The following is a 22,260-nucleotide window of genomic DNA, read 5'->3' on the forward strand; positions in this document are numbered from 1 at the left end:
CGAAAGCGAACAGTAAGACTGCCTGACGGCGGGCGCGGGTGAGCCCGCAGCGAGTCAGCGCCGCGGCGGGCCGCCGATCTATACCAGAACTGATATTCATATCGCAAAAAATGTAATTGGAAAGATATCGACCCGCTCCGTACACTTCACCATCCCCAGAGCCTGAGCGACAGCTTCCGTCGTATCGCCGGTCGCGCCGCGCCGGTTCGGTCAAACTGGCCGGCGTTGGTCCCCCGGCCTATGCATCAAGGACATAGCATGTCGGATAAAAAGCGGAAACTGCGCTCAACCGAATGGTTCGGCACGGCTGACAAGAATGGCTTCATGTATCGAAGCTGGATGAAGAATCAGGGCATTCCCGATCACGAGTTCGACGGGCGCCCGGTGATCGGCATCTGCAACACATGGTCGGAACTCACGCCGTGCAACGCCCACTTTCGCAAGCTTGCCGAGCATGTGAAACGCGGTGTCTATGAAGCGGGCGGCTTCCCGGTCGAGTTTCCGGTGTTTTCGAACGGCGAATCGAATCTTCGTCCGACCGCGATGCTCACGCGCAATCTCGCGGCAATGGACGTCGAGGAGGCGATCCGCGGCAATCCGATCGACGCGGTCGTGTTGCTCACCGGTTGCGACAAGACCACCCCGGCGCTACTGATGGGCGCGGCGAGCTGCGATGTGCCGGCGATCGTCGTGACCGGCGGCCCGATGCTCAATGGCAAGCTCGACGGCAAGAACATCGGCTCGGGCACAGCAGTGTGGCAACTGCACGAATCGCTGAAAGCCGGGGAGATAGACCTGCATCAGTTCCTGTCGGCCGAGGCCGGCATGTCGCGTTCGGCGGGCACCTGCAACACGATGGGCACCGCGTCGACGATGGCCTGCATGGCCGAAGCACTCGGCACGTCACTGCCGCACAACGCGGCGATTCCCGCTGTCGACTCGCGCCGTTACGTGCTCGCGCATATGTCGGGCATCCGCATCGTGCAGATGGCGCATGAAGATCTCAAGCTGTCGAAGATCCTTACACGCGACGCATTCATGAACGCAATTCGGGTCAACGCTGCGATCGGCGGCTCGACCAATGCGGTGATACATCTGAAGGCGATCGCGGGCCGCATCGGCATCGATCTCGAACTCGACGACTGGGTGCGTATCGGCCGCGATACGCCGACGATCGTCGACCTGATGCCGTCGGGCCGTTTCCTGATGGAAGAGTTCTATTACGCGGGCGGTTTGCCAGCGGTGCTGCGCCGGCTCGGCGAAGCGAACCTGCTGCCGCATCCGCACGCGCTGACCGTCAACGGCAAGTCGCTGTGGGACAACGTCAAGGATGCGCCGAACACCAACGACGAAGTGATTCGTCCGCTCGACAAACCGCTCGTCGCCGATGGCGGCATTCGCGTGTTGCGCGGCAATCTCGCGCCGCGCGGCGCGGTGTTGAAGCCCTCGGCGGCGACGCCTGAATTGCTGAAGCATCGCGGCCGGGCGGTGGTGTTCGAAAACCTCGAGCACTACAAGGCGCGCATCGTCGACGAAGCGCTCGACGTCGATGCAGAGTCGGTGCTCGTGATGAAAAACTGCGGCCCAAAGGGTTATCCGGGCATGGCCGAAGTCGGCAACATGGGACTGCCGCCGAAGTTGCTGCGTCAGGGCGTCAAAGACATGGTGCGCATTTCGGATGCGCGGATGAGCGGCACCGCATACGGAACGGTGGTGCTGCACGTGACCCCGGAAGCGGCGGCGGGAGGTCCGCTTGCCGCGGTGCAGGACGGTGACTGGATCGAGCTCGATTGCGATGCGGGCACGCTGCACCTCGATATCAGCGACGCGGAACTCGAACGCCGTCTTGCGCAGTATGTGTTGCCGGAACCACCGGAAGGTGGCGGCTACCGGCGCCTCTATGTCGATCACGTACTGCAGGCCGATGAAGGCTGCGACCTGGACTTTCTCGTCGGGTGCCGCGGCGCGGCGGTGCCGCGTCATTCGCACTGACGCGTTGACGCACTGACGTTGCGCGGTGATCGATCACCGCGCAACGGTCTCCCCCTATCGCGATCCGAACGTGCGGGCGATGCTCTCCGGCATTGCCCGCCTATCGGTCTATCGCACCGACCGCATCGAGCACGAGTCCGAAAAACTCGTTCGCGGCGGCCGGATTCAGCCAGCGCACGACCGCCGTGATGCGCCGTTCGGGTTCGATCCATGTGAATGAACTGCCCGCGCCGACACCGAAATAGCTCGACGCCGGCACGCTCGGAAACACCTTGCGGTCCGTGTTGAGCCACACCAGGTAGCCATAGAACGGCGCGATGGCGCACGGCGTGCGCATGCGCGCGATCCACTCCGACGACAGCACGCGCCGGCCATTCGCGACGCCGTCGTTGAGCAGCATCTGTGCGACCTTCAGCTGATCGTTTGCGCTGACCGACATGCCGCCGCCCCAATGCGTGCCGCCTGGCACCGACTGCATGCGGCGCCCGTCGATCTCGACCCACGCGTTGTCGTAACCGACCCATTGCCAGTGTTCGCTCGCCCCGCAAGGACGCATGATGGCCTCGCGAAACACCTCGGGCAACGGCTGGCGAAACAGATACAGCAGCGCAAGCGACAACTGGTTGATGCGCACGTCGTTGTATTCCCAGTACGTGCCAGGGCGTTGCGCCGGACGCAGATCGCCTTTTTTGCCATCCGGCGGCGCCGCGAAATTGACCGCGCGATAGTGGTCCGCCTGATCCGACAAACCGAAATACGTGCCGCGCCATTCGCTTGTTTGCTGCAGCAGATGTGCCCAGGTGATCGGCGCATTCTGTTCATCGTCGAAACCGAGGTCGGGCACGCGCGCACGCACCGGTTCGTCGACGTCGGGCAGCAGGCCGCGATCGTGCGCGACCCCGGCGAGCAGCGCGAGGTACATCTTCGCGACACTGAAGGTCAGGTCGGCGCGCTCGGGCTCGCCCCAGGTGGTCAGCACACGGCCGTCGAGCGCAATCGCGCCGGACACGGGGCCGCGATCGTGCACGGGACCGAGCAGCCGATTCCATGGCGGCGGGTCGTTCACATGTACGCCCCATGCGCCACTGACATGGCGATCCCACAGCGATTCGTGATCTACGGAGAACTGCACGGCTTGCTGCAAACGGTCTTGCATCGGTAGTGTCCTGTTGGTTCTAGCGCGCATGCAGACGCACGCGCGCCCACGTCACGGCAAAAAGGCTCAATACCGCCGCGAGCATCAGATAAAGCCCGGGCGCGAGGTTGTTGCCGGTCGCCGCGATCAGCGCGGCGACGGCGAGCGGCGTAAAGCCGCCGAATATGGTCGTGCCGATGTTGTAGCCGAGCGCCATGCCGGTCGTGCGGGTGCGGGTCGGGAACAATTCGGACATCAGCGCGGGAATCGGCGCGAAGTACGTGGTCTTCAGCAGAGCGACCCAGACGACCGCGGCGAGCAATGTGCCAAGCGATGGATGCGCATTCATGAAGACGAAGGCCGGGTAGACCGTCGTGAAAAACAGCACGCCGGCCACGAGCATGATGCGCACACGCCCGATCTTGTCGGACAGATGACCGACGATCGGCGTGAGCGAGAACATAATGAGACCGGCCGCCAGCGTCGCGATAAAGCCCGACGACGGCGACAGCCCGAGCTGGCGCGCCGCGTAGGTCGGCATATAGAGCAGCATGTAGTTGGCCGTGGTGGTCAGCACCAGCGAGCCGATCGATACGAGCACGGCTTCCTTTTGCGATGCGAGCACTTCGCGCACCGGCGCCGCGGATTTTTCCGCGCGTTCGAACTCCGGTGTTTCGTCGATACGGCGGCGAATGTAGAGACCGACCGGGCCGATCAGCAGGCCGAACAGGAACGGAATGCGCCAGCCCCATTCCTGGAGTTGCGTTTGCGTGAGCACACCGGTGAGCACCGCGCCGAACAGCGACGCGAGCAGCGTGCTCGCGCCCTGGCTCGAGAACTGCCAACTGGCCATGAAGCCTTTGCGTTGCGGCTGATGCTCGATCAGAAAGGCGGTCGAACTGCCGAATTCGCCGCCGGCGGAAAAGCCCTGCAACAGTCGCGACGCGAACACGCCGATCGGTGCCAGCACACCGATCGACGCATACGACGGCATCAGCGCGATCATGCCGGTGCCGAGCGTCATCATTGCGATCGACAGTGTCAACGACGCCTTGCGGCCCTTGCGATCGCTGAACGAGCCGAGCACCAGCGCACCGACTGGCCGCGCCAGATACGACAGCGCGAAGGTCCCGAGCGTGAGCAGCAAAGAGACGGTGCGATCGTGGACAGGAAAGAACGTGCGCGACAGCACGGCGGCGAAATAACCGTACACCACGAGGTCGTAGAACTCGAGCGCATTGCCGATCGACGTGGCAAGGATCAGGCGCGAGATGCCCGATCGCGACGCATGCTGCGCGATGGTGTCGGCCGTGGTGGCGGAGTCTGTGCTCATGACGAGGTCCTCTGGCGGCGTGTGGGTGTGCGCGCGGTGTCTCGGCCGCGGTTGGGGCGCAGAATTCGAAGCCTTGTCACGATCTTCGCGTGGACGATATTTATGGACAATTACAATATTTGGCAGATATCGTTGCCGAAACGGCAAAGCGGGATGGCGATGACCCAGATGGATAACACCGCGCTGCGCTACTTTCTCGAAGTCGCGCGCAGCGGTTCGCTCAGCAAGGCGTCGGGCAACCTGTACGTGGCCGTGTCGGCGTTGAGCAGGCAGATCGCCAAACTCGAAGAGGAGGTGGGCGCCGCGCTGTTCGAACGGCGCCCGCGCGGCATGGTGCTCAGCGACGCGGGCAGGCTGCTCGCCGATTACGCACGGCGCAGCCTGCTTGACGCGGAACGCGTGACCGAGGAGATTCGCGGGCTGAGCAACGGCGGGCGCGCGACGATTCGCATCGCGAGTTCCGAAGGCGTCGCGCCGCATTTCCTGCCGCAGGTGTTCGCGCGCTTTCTGAAGACGCACCCGGCCGCGCATTTTCAACTCGACGTGTCGGCGCCGTCGGTCGCGACACAGCGCGTGCGCGACGGCACCGCTGATATCGCCGTGTGCTTCAGCATGGCGCCCGAACCGGACATCAACGTCGTGCATTCGCAGCGCGCGCCGATCTTCGCGCTGGTACGGCGCGGTCATCCGCTCGGCGCGCGCGACTCGGTGTCACTCGCGGACCTGCTGCCGTGGCCGCTCGCAATCAACGGCCCGGGCGTGACGATCCGTCAGTTATTCGATATCGCGTGCAGCCTCGAAGGGCTCGTGTTCGATCCGGTGTTTGTCAGCAACTATCACGCGGCGCTGCACAGCTTCGTGTTGCAGACCGACGCGGTCACGATCACCGGCCTCCTGACCGTGCGCGGCCGGCTCGACGCGGAGGGCTTCGCGGCAATCCCGATCAGCAACCCGGAGCTTCATCAGCGCACGTTGCAGGTGCAGACGATGGCGGGCCGCACGTTGCCGCGCGTGATGCAGGCGTTCGTCGAACTGCTGACCGGCGCGATCGACAATCCCGCGCTGCTGGATTGACGCAAGCGCATCACGCAAAAAGCGCCCGCCAAACGAAAACGCCCCTGGTAGGGGCGTTTTCGCATCGAAGCGCTCGGGCGAGGAACGCAGGCGTTCCTCGCCGGCAAGCTGCCCCTTAGAACTTGTGACGCATGCCGAGACGGAACGCGAGCTGGTTGTCAGCCGTGCCCGACGTGCCGAAGTAGCTCGTGCTCGAACCGATCTGCGCCTGCAGATCCTGCGTGCCGTTGCGGCCCGACGCGATCTGGTAGATACCGAGCACGTACACGTCCGTGCGCTTGGACAGCGCGTAGTCGGCGCTCAGGTCCACCTGGTTCCAGTGGCCGCGGCTCGCGTCGCTCAGATGCATGTACGTGTAGCCGGCGCCTGCCGTGATAGCCGGCGTGATCGCGTACTTCGCACCTGCTTCGTATGCCGCGAACGTCGTCGAGCTGCCGGTCGTCGGCTCGAGACGCGTGTTCGTGTACAACGCCCACAGCGTAGCCGGGCCGAACATGTAGCGGCCGCCCACGCCGAACGAGCGCAGATCGCGCACGCCGCTGATCGACACGTTCGCTACTGCCGTCGAGAATGCCGGCGTGGCGAGACCCGGATAGGTGATGTCGGTGTATGCCGCGCCGAGACCGAACGGACCGTTCGCGTAGTTCGCGCCGAAGCTGTACGCGCGCGACGAGCCCGTCGTCGTGCCGACGGTCGGCGCGCCTGCGAATGCGCCAGCCTGGTTCGAGAAGCCGTACATCGCACCGAACGTCAGACCGGAGAAGTTCGCGCTGCTGTACTTGACCGAGTTGTTGATGCGGCTGGACGTCAGCTGGTCGATATCGTTGATGTGGTAAGCGTAGTTGCCCGCGACGGTCTGACCGCCGGTCGAGTAGTTGCTGCCCAGCACATCGGTCGAGAACGAGTACTGGCGGCCGAAGGTCAGCGAGCCGATGCCATCCTTCGACAGACCGACGTAGGCCTGGCGGCCGAACATCGCGCCGCCCTGGCCGAGCGTGCCGTTGCCGCTGTTGAAGCCGTTCTCCAACACGAACAGCGCCTTCAGGCCGCCGCCGAGGTCTTCAGTGCCGCGGATGCCCCAACGGCTGCCTTGCGCGACGCCGTCGTCGTACTTGGTCAGGCTGTCGTGGCCGGTGGCCGTCTTTGAATTGTTCACGTAGCTGATACCCGCATCGATGATGCCGTACAGCGTGACGCTGCTTTGCGCGTGAGCGGCGCTGGCGAACACGGCGAACGTAGCGGCGGTCAGGATTTTCTTATTCAAAACACTCTCCAGTTAGAAATTGGGCGATCGCGACGCATTGCTCTGCGGCGATGTCGTGCGATGGGCGGGAATGTAAGGGGACGCTGAGAACGCTATGTGACAGCCCGGATTTTCTAGCCCGATGTCGTGCCCGCGCGACACATTTGCGGACTTCGCGGGTTTTGTCACATAAGGCTGTGCTTGCTCGGGCGTGCGGCGGGAGAGTGGCGAGGATGGGCGCAAGCAGTCGGTTTTCGCGTTCCGCCGGTTGGCGTCTCGCGTATCGCGCGCGCATCGCGGCTGCGCGGATGGACAAAAGAGAATCGCCCACCAGAGGGGTGGGCGATTCTCTTTGTCAATCGATGGATCTGCCTACGTGTTTGAACGAGTGGTGTTCTATGTGGCTTTCACGCAAGTTGCGCAGCCGCGTTTCAGTCGTATTTCAGTTGCTCAACAGCGAGCCGCTTCTGAATGCGTTCGCGCCCGCAATGCGCGCGAACTCCAGACCGGCGGTCGCGAAGCGCGTGAGGTGCCGCGCATACAGCACGCCGGCCACGCTGCTCTTGATCGTGACGACGCGGTCCGTCAACGGATCGACGATGTCAGCGATCGGATGGCCAGCGTCGACCCAGGTGCCGACTTCGCAGCGGTATACGAGCACGCCGCTGATCGGCGCGACCAGCGGCTCGGTGCCGGCGAGCGGCGTCGCGGCGAATTCGAGTGGCGGCAGCGGCGCCGGCTCGCCGTCGATCACGCCGCGCGAGGTCAGATATTCGATGATCGCCTGCGAATCCCGCTCCGCGTACTCGTACGACACTTCGCGCTGACCGCGCAGCTCGATCGTGACCGAGATTCCGCCGTTCGGAATCGGGAAGCGATCGCCGAACCGGCCGCGCAGATCCGACCAGCAGAAGCTGTGAATCTCGTCGAACGGATTGCCGACCGAATTGAGCGCGAGCAGCGATGCCTTCGCGTCCAGATAGCGGGCGAGCGGTTCCACCTCCGGCCACAGGTCCGGGTTCGTATAGATGTGCATCGCCGCTTCCCAGTCGCAATGCAGATCGAGCACCACGTCGGCGTCGTACGACAGCTTCTGCAGCGCGAGACGTTGCGACGCAAGTTCGGTGGTCGGCTCCTGCGCGCCGAGCGCCTCGCGCATCGCCGCGCGGATGGCGTTGCGGTTCGCGTCGATGTCGCCGCTCAGGCGCGACTCGATGACCGGCAGTACGAGCGCCGCGAGGTCGTGGAAGTTGCGGTTGAAGTTCTGCGCGGTGCCGGTTTCGAAGCGTCCCATCAAATGGCCGAGCAGATGCTGGTTGAGGCCGACCGGATTGGGCACCGGCACGATCACGACTTCGCCGCGCAGCTTGCCGGCGGCTTCGAGCGCGGCGAGCTTGCGGCGCAGCGCCCACGACACCAGCATCCCGGGCAGCTCGTCAGCGTGTAGCGACGACTGGATGTAGATCTTCTGGCCGCCGCCCGGACCGTAGTGGAAGCTCGTGAGGCTGCGGGCGGTGCCAAGCGATGGGGCGATCAGCGGATGATTTTGCGTTTGCATGATTTTCGGCTTCGCGGTTCACCGCAGTGAGCCGCGCCATGTAGTTGAGTGGAAGGGGAAAGATGCGCGCCGCGACGGGCTGGCTCCAGGCACGATGCGGGCGAAGTCCGCGGGGACGGCGCGCTGCGGGGTGTGTCGTGCGCCCCGCGTGTCGCACGATCTTAGCCGAATTGGCCCGCGATGTGGCTCGCGACGCCGGCCCCGGCGCGCCCCCAAAACGAAACGGGCTCCGCGACGCGGAGCCCGTTTGAAGGCAACCAGCCGGCGCGCCGTGCGGCGCGCCCGCCCGATTTAGCTGCCGTACACGTCGAAGTCGAAGTATTTCTTCTCGATCTTCTTGTAGGTGCCGTCCTTGATCATGTCGGCGATCGCCTTGTCGACCTTCGCCTTCAGATCGGTGTCTTCCTTTCGCATGCCGATGCCCGCGCCGTTGCCGAGGATCTTCGGATCGTCGAGGTTCTTGCCGACGAACGTGAAGCCCGCGCCGCGCGGCGTATTCAGGAAGCCCTGCTCAGCTTGCACCGCGTCCTGCAGCGCAGCGTCCAGACGGCCCGAGATCAGGTCCGCATAGACCTGGTCCTGGTTCTGGTACGGCACGACCTTGGCGCCCTTCGGCTCCCAGTAGGTCTTCGCGTAGGTTTCCTGGATCGTGCCCTGTTCGACGCCGACCGACTTGCCCTTCAGCGAATCGGCGGTCGGCAGGATGCCCGAGCCCTTCTTCGCGACGAGGCGCGTCGGCGTGTTGAACAGCTTCGACGAGAACGCGACCTGCTCCGCACGTTGCGGCGTCATCGACATCGACGACAGCACGCCGTCGAACTTCTTCGCCTTCAGTGCCGGGATCATGCCGTCGAAGTCGTTCTCGACCCACACGCACTTCGCGCCCACGCGCTTGCAGATCTCGTTGCCCAGGTCAATATCGAAGCCAACGAGCTTGCCGTCCGCGCCTTTCGACTCGAACGGGGGATAGCTGGCGTCAACGCCAAAACGGATCGTCGACCAATCTTTAGCGTGTGCGCCAATCGAGACGGTGGCAAGCAGAGCAACCGTCAAAGCCGCTAGCAGTTTCTTCACTGTTCATACTCCTCGGTGTAGTTCAATTTCGCCCGCGGCGGTTATGCCGCCCCGGGTGGCCCGGTGCGATTCGCGGCCGGGCTTCGTTCATGCTGCCGGCCGGGCTGGCCTGCAGCGCGCGCCAAGCTTATCAGTTCAAAAAAATTGGGATGCTAGTAAAACACCGGATGGCGCGCGAGCACCCTCTAAAGCTTCACCGCATGTGAATCGGTACAGTTCGAGCGTACACTGCTATTTCGCCGCTGCGTAATAGGAATGTAATGAACGGGTGTTGAAAAGCGGGGGGTTCGCGTAATCGGCGAGTATTCAGGCGGTTTTGTCGCGGATGACGGTTGCCATACTTTGTGAACTGAAGCAAACCTCCAGACAGTTAAAGATTCACCATAAGCTGCCGTTAAATAACCACATTCCGTCGCTTATGCATTATCGCTATCACGCGGCCGCGGATATTTCTTAGAAAACCATTCCGGGAGGGGCAAAAACCAGGGCTTTGGCGCTATCATCGTTGCTCCTCGAGTTCGCCGCCGCTCGCCGCACAAACGGCGTATCGGTCTGAAGAAAAGTCGCCGGCAAGCCGTCGATATAATCGCCGCGCACCGGCGCCGCGTCAAAAAGCCTTCTGCTAAACGGTGTTATCCATGCACACGATGTTGATGGCGGATGAAAAAGACTGTTGTAAGCAGGTTTTTCAACGGCAAGTCGCACCCGTTTCTGCTTCGGCGCGCGTCCCGTTATTGAGGCGCGTCGTCTTTAGTATTTTTCCGTCAGCAATTTGGCCAACGTCGGGCGCCGGTTTATGGGCCGCGGTTATATCAATCGTTTTTTCCGCTCTTTTGCCGGTTTTGCTCGCGGTATTCTTTTGCGCCGGGTTGGGTGCCGTCGCGCCCGCGGTCGCCGCCGAAAAAGTGCTGCGTGTGCTGGCATGGCCCGGCTACGCGGATCCCGACGTCGTGAAGGCATTCGAAACGCGCTACGACGCGAAGGTCGAAGTCACGCTGGTCGATTCCGACGAAGCGTTATGGGCGCAGATGCACAGCCGGGGCACGCCGCCGTTCGATGTGCTCGCCGCCAACACCGCCGAAATCCGCCGCTATACGGAGGCGAACCTGCTCGCGCCGCTCGATCTCGCGAAGCTGCCGAACACGCGCCGGCAGTTGCCGCGTTTTCAGGCGCTCGGCGCGATCCAGGGGCTCACGTCCGGGGGCAACGTGTACGCGGTCCCTTTCACGTATTCAACGATGGGGCTGATCTACGATCGCAAACAGATTCCGGTTGCGCCGCATTCGATGCGTGAGTTGTGGAACCCCCGCTATCGCGGCAAGGTGCTCGACTTCAACAGCGCGCAGCACAACTTCTCGTTCACAGCGCTCGCGCTCGGCTATCCGCATCCGTTTCAGCTCGACCCCGAGCAGATGCGCGCGATCGCGTACAAGCTGGTTGACTTGCGCCGCAACCTGCTCACGTACTACACGTTGCCGGAAGAGGCGACCGCATTCTTCATCCAGCACAAGGTCGCGCTGATGTTCGGCAACTATGGCACGCAGCAGGTTCAGTTGCTGCGCCGCGCGGGCGCCGACGTCGGCTATGTGGTTCCCGACGAAGGTGTGCTCGCGTGGCTCGATTGCTGGTCGATGACGCGTGCGGCGAGCAACAATCCGCTCGCGCTCGAATGGATCAACTACATGCTCGAGCCGGGCGTCAGCGCACTGCTCACGCAACGCCAGGGGCTCGCGAACACGCTGACGGAACCGGCGGAAGCGAGCGGCAACGCGCATATCGTGTGGATCGGTCCAGTCGAGGACATCCAGCGGCGCGAAGAACTCTGGGCGCGGATCGTGTCGGGCGACCGCTCGGGGCGCTTTTGATGTGGGGACGCGGCCTGACCTTCAAGCTCTCGGTGCTGCTCGCGTGCATCGGCGTGCTCGCGTCGGGCGCGACCGGCTACTACGCGTATCGCGCGAACCGCACGATGCTCGTCAACGAAGCGGAGCGCAGCCTGCTGACGTCGACGGAACTGCTCGGCCAGCGCATCGGGTTTTCGATCGACGATGCGTCGGCGGACGCGCTCGTGCTCGCGACGATGCCGTCTTCCGTGAGCGTCGCGCAGACTGACGACGGCTTCGGCCGCAACCCCGCGCGTGAGCGTCTCGCGCAGGTGTATTCGAGCTTCATGATGCATCACCCGGAATATCTGCAACTGCGACTGATCACGCGCCAGCATCATGGGCTCGAGTTGATCCGCTTCGATCGCGACCGCGACGGCCTGATGCGCGTGCAAGGCGACGACTTGCAGGAAAAAGGCCAGTTCGCGTACGTGTTCGAGACGCTCGCGTTTTCGCCGGGTCGCATCTATACGTCGCCGATCGGAGTCAATCACGAATACGGCACGCACGCCGCGCAGGGCAGGCCGACGCTGCGCCTGGGCACGCCGATCGCGGATGCGAACGGCACGGTGGTCGGCGTCGTCGTGATCGATATCGATCTGGCCGGCATGCTGCGGCGTTTGCAGAGTGACCTGCCGAGCGACTACCAGGTCTATCTGGCGAACGAATGGGGCGACTTCCTGGTCCATCCGGACCCGTCCAGGACGTTCGGCTTCGACCGCGGCCGGCGCGTGCTGATGCAGGACAGCTTCCCGGTGACCAAGCCGCTGTTCGACCAGACCCAGGGCTCGGTGCTCGCCAATGGTCTCGCGCGCCCGCATCAGGCGGCCGGCCAGGTGCTCGCGTTCGCGCGCCGCCCGTTCAGCGGCTCGGCGGGCAACCGCTTCATCGTGCTCGGTCTCGCGAAACCGCTCGAGGATGTGCTGGCCGGCGCGCATCAACTCGGCACGCGGATGATCCGCATGGTGCTCGTTTTCAGCGCGCTGTCCGTATTGCTGGCGATTCTGTTCGCGCGCGCGCTGACCAAGCCGCTGCATCTGCTCGCGTATGCGGCGACCCATCAGTTCGCAGAACACGCGATGAACACGCTGCCGCTCAAACGCACCGACGAGATCGGCGTGCTGGCGCGCTGCTTCGACCGGTTGCGCCGCGAAATCCGCGCGCAGATGGATGCGCTGCACAGCAAGCAGAGCGAGCTCGCGCATCTGGCCTCGCATGACGTGCTGACCGGGCTGCCGAACCGTCTGCTGTTCATGCAGAAACTCGAGAGCGCGATCGTCAATGCGAAGCGGCATCGCGAAGGGCTGGCCGTGCTGTTCGTCGATCTCGACCGCTTCAAGCAGATCAACGATCAGTTTGGCCACTCGGTCGGCGACAAGGTGCTGGTCGCGGTGGCGAGCCGCCTGAAGGACGTGCTGTATTCCGGCGATGTGGTCGCGCGGCTTGGCGGCGACGAATTTATCGTGCTGATCGGAGGGGCGCGCGTCGAGGACGAGACGCCCGCGATCGCCGCGCGCATCATGGACGCGCTGAACGAAACGCTGACGATCGACGGCGACAGCATGACGGTCGGCGCGAGCATCGGCATCAGCGAATTCCCGCACGACAGCGGCAACGCGGAGGAACTGCTGCTGAACGCCGACGCGGCGATGTACGCGGCGAAATCGGGCGGACGCTGCGCGTATCTGCGCTATCGGGATCTGCTCGACGCGCGTCTGAACAAGCGAGCGGACGAGGCCAAAGACGCACGCGACTCGGCAGACGCACAAGCGGCCGGCGCCGCCGACGAGGCGGCGAGGATCAAGCTCGCGCGTGCGGATGCCGCGCAACGCGCGGCGGCCGGCGTCGAGGGGCAGGAAGCGGAGCCGACGTCCTGACGTACGCCGGTCGCGCGCATCTGCGGCGCATCTGCCGCGCGTCTGGCGCGCGTGTGTCCCAAACGCAGCACGTTCGGCGCATGTCCGGCGCGAGCCAGCCTGTTCAAACGATCCGCACTCCACCGCGATAAGTCGCGCGCGGCACCGGCAGCGCGCCGAGCATCGTCACGCGCACGAAGTCGGCGCGCAGGCCGGGTTCGATCGTGCCGCGGTCGGTCAAACCGGCGGTGCGCGCCGGCCCGGACGAGACCGTCGCCATCGCGCGCGGCAGCGACCAGCCTGCTTTTTGCACCAGATCGACACCGCGGTCAACAAGCTCGACGGCACGTGGTCCGACGACAGAATGTCGAGCAGGTCCGCGCGCGCGAGATCCAGAGCCGACACGTTGCGCGAGTGCGAACCGCCGCGCACCACGTTCGGCGCGCCCATGATCGTCGCGATACCGTGCTCGCGCGCGGCTTCAGCGGCGATGCGCGTGGTTGGAAATTCGGCGAGCACGATGCCTTCCGCCTTCGCCTGTTCGACGTGCTCGATCAACGTGTCGTCGTGGCTCGCGACTCATCGGATTTCCTGTCGATCCAGCGAGTGGGCATTGGAGCATCTATTCATCTAAACGTCTAGACGTCTATGGGCAAACGTGCCGCGCAGTACCGCGTGCCGCGGTGTTTCATATTTCCATCACGGCTTGCGCACTACAATGCGCGTCATAGCGATCATTTGAACCTGGGGGAATGACAGCACCATGACATCGAACGACAGCGCGACGCCGGCCACGACACTGGAACGCGGCGCCGGCGTGGCCGTCTGGCGGCAGATCGAACAGATTCTCGCCGCAGAGATCGCGGCTAGCGGCTTCGGCGACGAGGGCCGGCTGCCCAGCGAGGGCGAACTGGCCAAACGCTTCGACGTCAACCGCCATACCGTGCGCCGTGCGATGCTCGGCCTCGCCGCGCTCGGTCTCGTCAGCGTCGAGCAGGGGCGCGGCACCTTCGTGCAGCCCGGCGCGATCGACTACACGATCGGCCGCCGCACGCGCTTCACCGAAAATCTGCGTCAGCAGCATCATGCGCCGGGCGGCAAGCTGCTGTCGGCCGCGCGCGTGAAGGCGGAGCCGGGCGTCGCGAAGGCGCTTGGCCTGCGTGCCGGCACTGCGGTGTATCGGATCGAATCGCTGAACGAGTCCGACGGCGTGCCGCTCACGTTCGCGCGCAGCTGGTATCCGGCGATGCGTTTCGCGGAGCTGCCGGAGGTGGTGCAGCGGGCCGGCGGGATGACGAAGGCGCTGGCCGAATACGGCGTGAACGATTATCTGCGCAAGTGGAGCCGTATCGGCAGTGTGTTGCCCGAGCCCGAGGTGGCGCGACGTTTGAACATCAATCGTCAGCAGCCGGTGCTGTGGGTCGAAAACCTCGACGTCGATCTGCAAGGTACGCCGGTCAAATATGGCTTCACGCATTTCGCCGCGGATCGCGTGCAACTGTTCGTGGAGCATGACCTGTGAGCGGCGCGTGGGGAACCTCGCACGCATCGGGGACACAAGCGCGCTTTGCCGTCTATTACGCGCCTTCGTATGCATCGGCGTGGTGGCAGGCAGGCTGCGCGTGGCTCGGCCGCGATGCGCAAACAGGCGACGATTGCGTGCGGCCGCAGCCGCCTGGGTTGACGCGTCCATTGGCGGCACTTACCGATGCGCCGCGCCGCTACGGTTGGCATGGCACGCTGGTCGCACCGTTCAGCCCGGGCGCCGACATCAGGCAGGACGACGTGCTCGACGCGGTACGCGCGTGGGCGCTCACGCAACAGCGGTTTGCGTTGCCGGTGGAAGCAGCGACGCTCGGTGACTTCGTCGCATTGCGTCCCGCCGATGCGCACGGCGATGCGCGTATGCGCGAAGTCGCGGCCAGCGCGCTGCAGGCGCTCGATACACTGCGCGCGCGGCCGTCGGCGGCCGATGTTGCGCGCCGGCTCGCCGCACCCCTTAGTGAACGGCAACGCGCGCTGTTGCTCGAATGGGGCTATCCGTACGTGTTCGACGAGTTCCGTTTTCATATGACGCTGTCGAACTCGCTCGCCGATGCCGCCGAGCGCACGACGTTGCTCGCCTGGTGGCGGCAGCGCACGCCCGAACTCGGACCGCTCGCGATCGATCAGGCCGCGCTATTCGTCGAGCCGGCGCCGGGCGAGCCGTTCATGCTATGGCAGCGTCTGCCGTTTCGCGGCGAGGCGTGCCGCGAATGATCGCAACGACAGTGGCGCAACGAGGTGAACCGGCAATGACGGTGCGTTTGATCTATGTGATGGGCCCATCGGGCGCGGGCAAGGATTCGCTGCTCGAATTCGCGCGCAAGCGGCTCGTGGGCGAGCCGATCCTCTTCGCGCATCGCTACATCACGCGGCCGAGCGGCAACGGCGAGGCGCATGTCGCATTGAGCGTCGAGGAATTCGCCGCGCGCTCGGCACGGGGGCTGTTCGCGCTCGAATGGTCGAGTCATTCGCTGCGCTACGGCATCGGTATCGAACTCGATGCGTGGCTCGCGCGTGGCTGTACGGTGGTCGTCAATGGTTCGCGGCAGTACCTGCAACACGCGCTCGCGCGTTATTCGCGTGCGGAAGTGGTCCACGTGAACGCCGCCGCGCATATTCTCGAAGCGCGGCTCGGCGCGCGGGCGCGCGAATCGGCGGAGCAGGTCGCTGCACGGCTGGCGCGGCGCGCGCCGTTTTCGTTGCCCGACGGCGTGCGCTGCACGACGATCGACAATTCCGGCGCACTGGAAGACGCGGGGCATGCGTTGATCGCGGTGCTGAAGGAGTCCGTGAGCGCCTGAAGAGCGGAAAAAGCGGGGGAAAAACGGCGAGTAAGCGCACGACGCGCGCCCGCGATAAGCCCGCGTCACGCGCGCTACTGCTCGCTGTCGATCCTGTCGCGCGTCGCTTGCCGCAAACACACGACGAACTGCTGCACGGCCGGCGTCGGCAGCAGGTCGCGCCGCGACAGGATGCTCAGATCGTAATTCGGCAACGCGTCCTCGATCTGCGCGACGCGGATGCCGAGCGGCGCGACCATCCGCGCAAGCGGCCGGGTGAAGCAACCGATCACGTCGGTTTGCGACACGAGCCCGAGCGTCACCGCAAACGACGACGGCGCGCGCAACATCCGCTTCGGCACTGGCAGGCCATGCGCGCTGAACATCGCCAACATCACGCTGTGCGGGAAGTGATCGGCGCCGACGGTCACGATCCACTCGGCGTCGAGCAACTCGTGCAAACGCGTGACGCGTGCGAGCGGATGGCCCGCGCGCATCGTCACGACGAACTGCGTCGAGTAGAGCGGCACCTGCACGAGGTCCGCGTCCAAAGCCTGCACGTGATGGATTGCTGCGAGATCGAGTGTGCCGTTGCGCAAACGCGCGAGCGCATCGGGCACGGTGACTTCTTCCAGATGCAGATTCACGAGCGGCATCTTCTCGCGGAAGTTCGACACCGCATGCGGCAGCACGGTTAGCGCGAGCGATGGCATCGTGCCGACGCTGACTTTGCCGGCCAGTTCTCCCTTGACCTGCTCGACGGCTTCAACGGTACGGCGCATGTCGCCGAGCAACTGCTCGGCGCGCGGCAGCAGCGCGAGGCCGCACGCGGTCAGCTCGATGCCGCGCACGCTGCGCACCATCAGCTCCGCGTTGAGCGCGCTCTCGAGCTCGCGAATCGTATGCGTGACGGCCGGCTGCGTGACGCCGAGTTCGCGCGCCGCGGCTCGCAGGCTGCGGTGATGCGCGGCGGCGACGAAGGCCTGCAACTGCTGCAGCTTCATGAGGGAAAGCCCGTATATAAAGGGAGTTAATCGGGGTAAAAAAAAGAGCATCTTATTCGAAGCCGGCCGCCTCGCTATATTGCGGGGCTGCTTGCCACCTTTTAGCCGCGCTTTGAGCGACCTTTCTCCCGCCCCGCTCGCCGCCCATGAACCTTGGAGCAACAAAACAATGAATCACACCCCGCGTTTGACCGAACTGTCCGACCTGCAACCCGCTGCCGCGAGCCTGCGCGAGATTCGCCATCACATTCATCACCATCCGGAACTCGCTTACGAGGAAGTGCAAACCGCCGCGCTGGTCGCGGACAAGCTCGAGCAGTGGGGTTGGCAGGTCACGCGCGGGGTCGGCAAAACAGGCGTGGTCGGTACGCTGACGGTGGGCGACGGCAAGCGCAGCATCGGCATTCGCGCGGACATGGATGCGCTGCCGATCATCGAGCAGACCGGGCTGCCGTACGCGAGCGGCATACACGGCAAGATGCACGCATGCGGCCATGACGGCCACACGACGATCCTGCTCGGCGCCGCGCAACGCCTGGCCGCGACGCGCAATTTTTCGGGCACCGTACATCTGTACTTTCAGCCGGCCGAGGAAAGCGGCATCGACAGCGGCGCGATGAAGATGATCAACGACGGCCTGTTCGAACGCTTCCCATGCGACGCCGTCTTCGGCTTGCACAATCACCCGGGCGCGGAACCGGGTGTGCTGCTGTTCCGCAAGGGGCCGTTCATGTCGGCGGGCGACAAGGCGGTCATCACGATCGAAGGCGTCGGCGGCCATGCGGCGCGTCCGCATCTGACCGTCGATCCGGTGGTGATCGCCGCCAGCATCGTGATGGCGTTGCAGACCATCGTCGCGCGCAATGTCGATCCATCGCAGCCGGCGGTCGTCACGGTCGGCTCGATGCACGCGGGCACCGCGAACAACGTGATTTCGGGTAGCGCGAAGCTGGAATTGAGCGTGCGTTCATTCAGCCCGGAAGTGCGCGCGCTGCTGAAAAAGCGCATCACCGAACTCGCCGAATCGCAGGCCGCCAGCTATGGCGGCAAGGCGCTGGTCGAGTACATAGAAGGCTATCCGGTCGTGATCAATAGCGACGCCGAGACCGATTTCGCGGTGCAGGTCGCGCGTGAGCTGGTCGGCGACGACAAGGTGGTCGAACAGACCGACATCCTGATGGGCAGCGAGGACTTCGCGTTCATGCTGCAGAAGCGGCCGGGCACGTTCCTGCGCATCGGCAACGGCGTCGGCGAGGATGGCTGCATGGTGCACAACCCGCACTACGACTTCAACGACCACAGCCTGCCGATCGGCGCGGCATTCTGGGCGCGGCTCGTGGAGCGCTATCTGGCGCAGTGAATGATGCGGTGAGGGTGCGGTCGGCGCGCAATCCGCGGGCAACCGCGCACCAGCCGATCGACTGAGCGACTCGTGGCGCGGTGGCGCGCTGCGTCAGCCGCGCCGCGCAACCATCTCCGAGACCGTCTGCGCGGCTTCCTGCAGCGGATCCAGAAACGCCTTCACCATCTGCTTCGCCGAATTGCGCTGCGCGTTGCCGCTGATGTTCATTGCGGCGATCACGCGCCCCTGGCGGTTACGGATCGGCGCGGACAGCGAAATCAAGCCGCCTTCCAGTTCCTGATCGACGATCGCCCAGCCCTGGCGGCGCACCTGTGCGATCAGCTTCTTCAACTCTTCCTTGTCGGTGACCGTGCGGGGCGTGTGCGCGTGAAGCGGCGACAGGCTCAGCGTCGCGTCGAGCGATTCGTCGTCGAGCGCGGCGAGCAGCACGCGGCCCATCGATGTGCAATACGCGGGCAGGCGGCTGCCGATCGACAGATTGATCGTCATGATCTTGTGAGTCGGCACGCGCAGCACGTAGACGATCTCGGTTCGGTCGAGCACGGCCGCCGAGCAGCTTTCGTGCACCTGCGCCGACAGGCTCTCCATCACCGGTTCCGCGAGATTCCAGAACGGCATCGACGTCAGATAGGCAAAGCCGAGGTCGAGAATCTTCGGCGTCAGACGGAACAGGCGTCCTTCGGCTTCCACGTAGCCGAGCGTCTGCAGTGTCAGGAGAATCCGCCGTGCGCCGGCGCGTGTGAGTCCGGTGGTCGCGGCGACGTCGGTGAGCGTCTGTTCCGGGCGCGTTGCGTCGAACGCGCGGATCACCGCAAGGCCGCGCGCGAACGACTGCACGTACGAGTCGCCCGGTTTGTCGGGGGCCGGTTCTGCGTTGGCGGCTACAACGGAAGACGGCGGCAGGGCTTTGCTCATGGATCTCGAAGAATGCGTTCGGAAGAGTGCGCACGGCCGGCGCGCTGGTTGACGCGTTGCGTCGCGATGCAAGGTGGCGCAAAGGCGAGACGATAGCTTAAGCCTTCTGATTCGCCAAATGACGCGCAGTCGCTCGAAAGTCCCAGGGTTTGCGCGGATGCGATTCGCCATCTCGGATTTGTATGATGACCGTATAACCGGACCAGTTGTTCGGAGCGGATGCGATCCATCGTCATGTTCGAAAAAATTCCAGCGCGCGCGCTCAGCGACACCGTCGCGCAACAACTGCTCAAACAGATCGACAAAGGCACCTTCGCGCGCGGCGGCAAGCTGCCCACCGAAGCCGTACTCGCCGGGCAGTTCGGCGTGAGCCGCACGGTGATCCGCGAGGCGGTCTCGCGGCTCAAGAACGAGGGCGTGGTCGAGCCGCGCCAGGGCAGCGGGGTGTTCGTCGCGGGGCACGGCGCGGTCCGGCCGCTGCGGATCGATTACGCGGAAGCGGTCGAGCCGGGCGCGGTCGTGCAGATTCTCGCGCTGCGACGCGCGATCGAAGCCGAAGTCGCAGCCGAAGCAGCGCTGCGCCGCGGCGACGCGGACATCGCCGCGATCGACACCGCGCTGCGCGATATCGACCAGGCGGTGGCCGACGGCGACGACGGTGTCGCCGAAGACGTCGCCTTTCATCGCGCGATCGCGGCCGCCACCGGCAATCCCTACTTCCTGAAAACGCTGACGTTCCTCAATCAGTACCTCGAGGCGGGCACCGTCGTCACGCGCCGCAACGAGGCGCTGCGCGAGGACTTCTCGCGCCAGGTGCGCGACGAGCACGCAATGATCGCCGCGGCAATCCGCGCGGGCGATCCGCTGGCGGCGCGTCATGCCGCGCAGACGCATCTGTACAACGCGGCGCGGCGGCTCGCCGAAGCGGGCATCGCGTGACGCGAGCGACGCACGCGCGCAACAAAGAAGAACCGGCGGGCCATGCTGGCCGCCGCTGACGACCAACGCAGCATCACTTGATAGAGGTCACGTATGTCGAGACATGTCGGTGTCATCGGTCTGGGCGCGATGGGGCTGGGCGTCGCCCGCTCGCTGCTGCGCGCGGGCTTTCGGGTCCATGCGTGCGATCTGCGCGGCGACGTGCTGCAGGCGTTCGTCGCTGAGGGCGGTGTCGGCTGCGCGAGTCCCGCCGAGCTCGGCGCGCAGTGTGAGGTCGTGATCACGCTGGTCGTCAACGCGGCGCAAACCGAAACCGTGCTGCTCGGCGAGCACGGTGCGCTGGCGGCGATGAAGCCGGGCGGCGTGGTGATTGCGAGCGCCACGGTCGCACCGGAGTTCGCGAGCGAACTCGGCAAACGCGTCGAGGCAGCCGGCTTGCAGATGCTCGATGCGCCGGTATCCGGCGGCGCCGCGCGCGCCGGATCGGGCGAGATGACGATGATGACCTCCGGCCCGGCGGCGGCGTATGCCGCTTGCGAGGACGTGCTCGCCGCGATCGCCGGCAATGTGTATCGGCTCGGTTCAGCGCACGGCGCGGGCTCGAAAGTCAAGATCATCAACCAGTTGCTGGCCGGCGTGCATATCGCCGCAGCCGCCGAGGCGATGGCGCTCGGCTTGCGCGAAGGCGTCGATGCCGACGCGCTGTACGACGTCATCACGCACAGCGCCGGCAATTCGTGGATGTTCGAAAACCGCGTGCCGCACATCCTCGCGGGCGATTACACGCCGCTGTCCGCGGTCGATATCTTCGTCAAGGACCTCGGGCTCGTGCTCGACACCGCGCGCCGCACGAAATTTCCGCTGCCGCTTTCGGCGGCCGCGCATCAGATGTTCATGATGGCGTCGGCGGCGGGCCACGGTGGCGAAGACGACTCGGCAGTCGTGAAAATTTTCCCCGGCATCGAGTTGCCGGCGGCGACCTAAGCGGGAGCATCCGTGACGACGGTCAGCGCACAATCGGCTGTATGAACGGCGCGCGGCCTGCCTGCATCGCCGACGATTTCACCGGAGCCGTCGGCCTCGCCGACATGCTCATGCGCGGCATGCGCAGGGTACAGACGATCGGCGCGTGCGCGTCGAACGCAGCCGGCGATGCCACGGCAAGGCACACCTGTCGCCATCGCGCGCCGCGCACGTGTCCGCATGAATGCCGCGCCTATCACACGCTTTTCAAGGAGTTGCCGCTATGCCTCGCTTTGCCGCCAATCTATCGATGATGTACACCGAGCACGCGTTTCTCGATCGCTTTGCCGCCGCCGCGCGAGACGGCTTCAAGGCGGTCGAATTCCTGTTTCCGTACGAGTTCCGCGCGGGCGAGCTGAAAGCGCGGCTCGATGCACAGGGCCTCACCCAGGCGCTTTTCAATGCGCCGCCGGGCGACTGGAATAGCGGCGAGCGCGGCTTCGCTTCGTTGCCCGGCCGCGAAGACGAATTCAAGCGTAGCGTCGAAACGGCGCTCGACTACGCGCGCGTGCTCGGCAATAGCAAGCTGCATGTGATGGCGGGCCTGATCGCCAGCGATCAATCGCGCGACCGGCATCGCGACGTCTATCTGAAGAATCTCGCCTATGCCGCGCAGGCGGCGCAAGCCGAACAGATCACCGTGGTGATCGAGCCGATCAATACGCGCGACATACCCGGCTATTTCCTCAATCGCCAGGACGACGCGCAGGCCATCTGCGCGGAAGCCGGCGCGCCGAATCTGCAGGTGCAGTTCGACTGCTATCACTGCCAGATCGTCGAGGGCGATCTCGCGATGAAACTGCGGCGCGATATGTCGGGCATCGGCCATATACAAGTCGCCGGCGTGCCGGAGCGCCACGAGCCGGATATCGGCGAGTTGAATTACCCGTATTTGTTCGATCTGATCGATTCGCTCGGCTACGACGGCTACATCGGCTGCGAATACCGGCCGCGTGCCGGGACCTCGGCGGGGCTCGGCTGGATCAGGCCTTATCTGGACGCGGCGACCTGAGCGTCGCGCACTATCGCTCATCTCCATCAAT

Annotated in this window: 18 protein-coding genes and 1 pseudogene; 11 read left to right on the forward strand and 8 right to left on the reverse strand. The window is 64.8% G+C overall.

What is annotated here, in order from left to right; translation table 11 throughout:
* Window positions 1–258: 258 nt before the first annotated feature.
* Entirely contained in the window at window positions 259–1,992 is a 1,734-nt protein-coding gene (locus VGH68_RS20660) for an IlvD/Edd family dehydratase (RefSeq protein WP_331605548.1), read from the forward strand.
* 100 nt (window positions 1,993–2,092) lie between these two features.
* On the opposite strand, the gene VGH68_RS20665 is transcribed toward VGH68_RS20660, so the two are convergent.
* Window positions 2,093–3,148, reverse strand: coding sequence for a serine hydrolase (locus VGH68_RS20665; RefSeq protein ID WP_331605549.1), 1,056 nt, complete (start codon window positions 3,146–3,148; stop codon window positions 2,093–2,095).
* A 19-nt stretch (window positions 3,149–3,167) separates the two neighbouring features.
* Window positions 3,168–4,460, reverse strand: coding sequence for an MFS transporter (locus VGH68_RS20670; protein ID WP_331605550.1), 1,293 nt, complete (start codon window positions 4,458–4,460; stop codon window positions 3,168–3,170).
* A 168-nt stretch (window positions 4,461–4,628) separates the two neighbouring features.
* On the opposite strand from VGH68_RS20670, the gene VGH68_RS20675 reads away from it, so the two are divergent.
* The gene (locus tag VGH68_RS20675; protein ID WP_331605586.1) at window positions 4,629–5,534 is read left to right on the forward strand and encodes a LysR substrate-binding domain-containing protein; all 906 of its coding nucleotides are present in this window, start codon (window positions 4,629–4,631) and stop codon (window positions 5,532–5,534) included.
* A gap of 115 nt (window positions 5,535–5,649) precedes the next feature.
* On the opposite strand, the gene VGH68_RS20680 is transcribed toward VGH68_RS20675, so the two are convergent.
* From VGH68_RS20680 to VGH68_RS20690, 3 genes are all read right to left on the reverse strand, one after another.
* The gene (locus VGH68_RS20680; protein ID WP_331605551.1) at window positions 5,650–6,798 is read right to left on the reverse strand and encodes a porin; all 1,149 of its coding nucleotides are present in this window, start codon (window positions 6,796–6,798) and stop codon (window positions 5,650–5,652) included.
* A gap of 421 nt (window positions 6,799–7,219) precedes the next feature.
* Window positions 7,220–8,335, reverse strand: coding sequence for a succinylglutamate desuccinylase/aspartoacylase family protein (locus tag VGH68_RS20685; RefSeq protein ID WP_331605552.1), 1,116 nt, complete (start codon window positions 8,333–8,335; stop codon window positions 7,220–7,222).
* A 291-nt stretch (window positions 8,336–8,626) separates the two neighbouring features.
* Complete coding sequence (locus VGH68_RS20690) at window positions 8,627–9,409, reverse strand: ABC transporter substrate-binding protein (protein ID WP_331605553.1); 783 nt, start codon at window positions 9,407–9,409, stop codon at window positions 8,627–8,629.
* Between the two features lie 638 nt (window positions 9,410–10,047).
* Here VGH68_RS20690 and VGH68_RS20695 point away from each other — a divergent pair.
* Together VGH68_RS20695 and VGH68_RS20700 are read left to right on the forward strand one after the other, a co-directional pair.
* Window positions 10,048–11,274, forward strand: a complete 1,227-nt coding sequence (locus tag VGH68_RS20695) for an ABC transporter substrate-binding protein (protein WP_331605554.1) — start codon at window positions 10,048–10,050, stop codon at window positions 11,272–11,274.
* Window positions 11,274–13,169, forward strand: a complete 1,896-nt coding sequence (locus VGH68_RS20700; protein ID WP_331605555.1) for a diguanylate cyclase domain-containing protein — start codon at window positions 11,274–11,276, stop codon at window positions 13,167–13,169. Before VGH68_RS20695 ends, VGH68_RS20700 begins: the two co-directional genes overlap by 1 nt.
* Before the next feature lie 103 nt (window positions 13,170–13,272).
* On the opposite strand, the pseudogene VGH68_RS20705 reads toward VGH68_RS20700, so the two are convergent.
* Window positions 13,273–13,727 (reverse strand): annotated as a pseudogene (locus VGH68_RS20705) (amidohydrolase family protein); the annotation flags it as partial.
* A gap of 184 nt (window positions 13,728–13,911) precedes the next feature.
* Between VGH68_RS20705 and phnF the strand changes: the two are divergent.
* The 3 genes from phnF to phnN are packed head-to-tail and all read left to right on the forward strand — an operon-like array spanning window position 13,912 to window position 15,994.
* Complete coding sequence (gene phnF, locus VGH68_RS20710) at window positions 13,912–14,670, forward strand: phosphonate metabolism transcriptional regulator PhnF (RefSeq protein ID WP_331605556.1); 759 nt, start codon at window positions 13,912–13,914, stop codon at window positions 14,668–14,670.
* The gene (locus VGH68_RS20715) at window positions 14,667–15,407 is read left to right on the forward strand and encodes a DUF1045 domain-containing protein (protein WP_331605557.1); all 741 of its coding nucleotides are present in this window, start codon (window positions 14,667–14,669) and stop codon (window positions 15,405–15,407) included. The genes phnF and VGH68_RS20715 overlap by 4 nt, the downstream gene beginning before the upstream one ends.
* Window positions 15,408–15,442: 35 nt before the next feature.
* Entirely contained in the window at window positions 15,443–15,994 is a 552-nt protein-coding gene (phnN, locus tag VGH68_RS20720; RefSeq protein ID WP_331605558.1) for a phosphonate metabolism protein/1,5-bisphosphokinase (PRPP-forming) PhnN, read from the forward strand.
* 74 nt (window positions 15,995–16,068) lie between these two features.
* On the opposite strand, the gene VGH68_RS20725 is transcribed toward phnN, so the two are convergent.
* Window positions 16,069–16,977, reverse strand: coding sequence for a LysR family transcriptional regulator (locus VGH68_RS20725; RefSeq protein ID WP_331605560.1), 909 nt, complete (start codon window positions 16,975–16,977; stop codon window positions 16,069–16,071).
* A 169-nt stretch (window positions 16,978–17,146) separates the two neighbouring features.
* Here VGH68_RS20725 and VGH68_RS20730 point away from each other — a divergent pair, with 169 nt between their 5' ends.
* On the forward strand, window positions 17,147–18,337 hold the full coding sequence (locus VGH68_RS20730; RefSeq protein ID WP_331605561.1) for a M20 aminoacylase family protein: 1,191 nt from the start codon (window positions 17,147–17,149) through the stop codon (window positions 18,335–18,337).
* Between the two features lie 93 nt (window positions 18,338–18,430).
* Here VGH68_RS20730 and VGH68_RS20735 read toward each other — a convergent pair whose 3' ends face one another.
* Window positions 18,431–19,255, reverse strand: coding sequence for an IclR family transcriptional regulator (locus tag VGH68_RS20735; RefSeq protein WP_331605562.1), 825 nt, complete (start codon window positions 19,253–19,255; stop codon window positions 18,431–18,433).
* Window positions 19,256–19,489: 234 nt separating this feature from the next.
* Here VGH68_RS20735 and VGH68_RS20740 point away from each other — a divergent pair, with 234 nt between their 5' ends.
* From VGH68_RS20740 to otnI, 3 genes are all read left to right on the forward strand, one after another.
* Window positions 19,490–20,194, forward strand: coding sequence for a FadR/GntR family transcriptional regulator (locus tag VGH68_RS20740; RefSeq protein WP_331605563.1), 705 nt, complete (start codon window positions 19,490–19,492; stop codon window positions 20,192–20,194).
* 93 nt (window positions 20,195–20,287) lie between these two features.
* Window positions 20,288–21,178 (forward strand): L-threonate dehydrogenase, encoded by an 891-nt coding sequence (gene ltnD, locus VGH68_RS20745; RefSeq protein ID WP_331605564.1) that lies wholly within the window; start codon window positions 20,288–20,290, stop codon window positions 21,176–21,178.
* A 262-nt stretch (window positions 21,179–21,440) separates the two neighbouring features.
* Window positions 21,441–22,229 (forward strand): 2-oxo-tetronate isomerase, encoded by a 789-nt coding sequence (otnI, locus tag VGH68_RS20750; RefSeq protein WP_331605565.1) that lies wholly within the window; start codon window positions 21,441–21,443, stop codon window positions 22,227–22,229.
* The last annotated feature ends 31 nt before the right edge of the window (window positions 22,230–22,260 follow it).

Origin of the sequence: Paraburkholderia sp., from assembly GCF_036488505.1 — a bacterium.
In the GTDB taxonomy this organism is placed as follows: Bacteria; Pseudomonadota; Gammaproteobacteria; order Burkholderiales; family Burkholderiaceae; genus Paraburkholderia.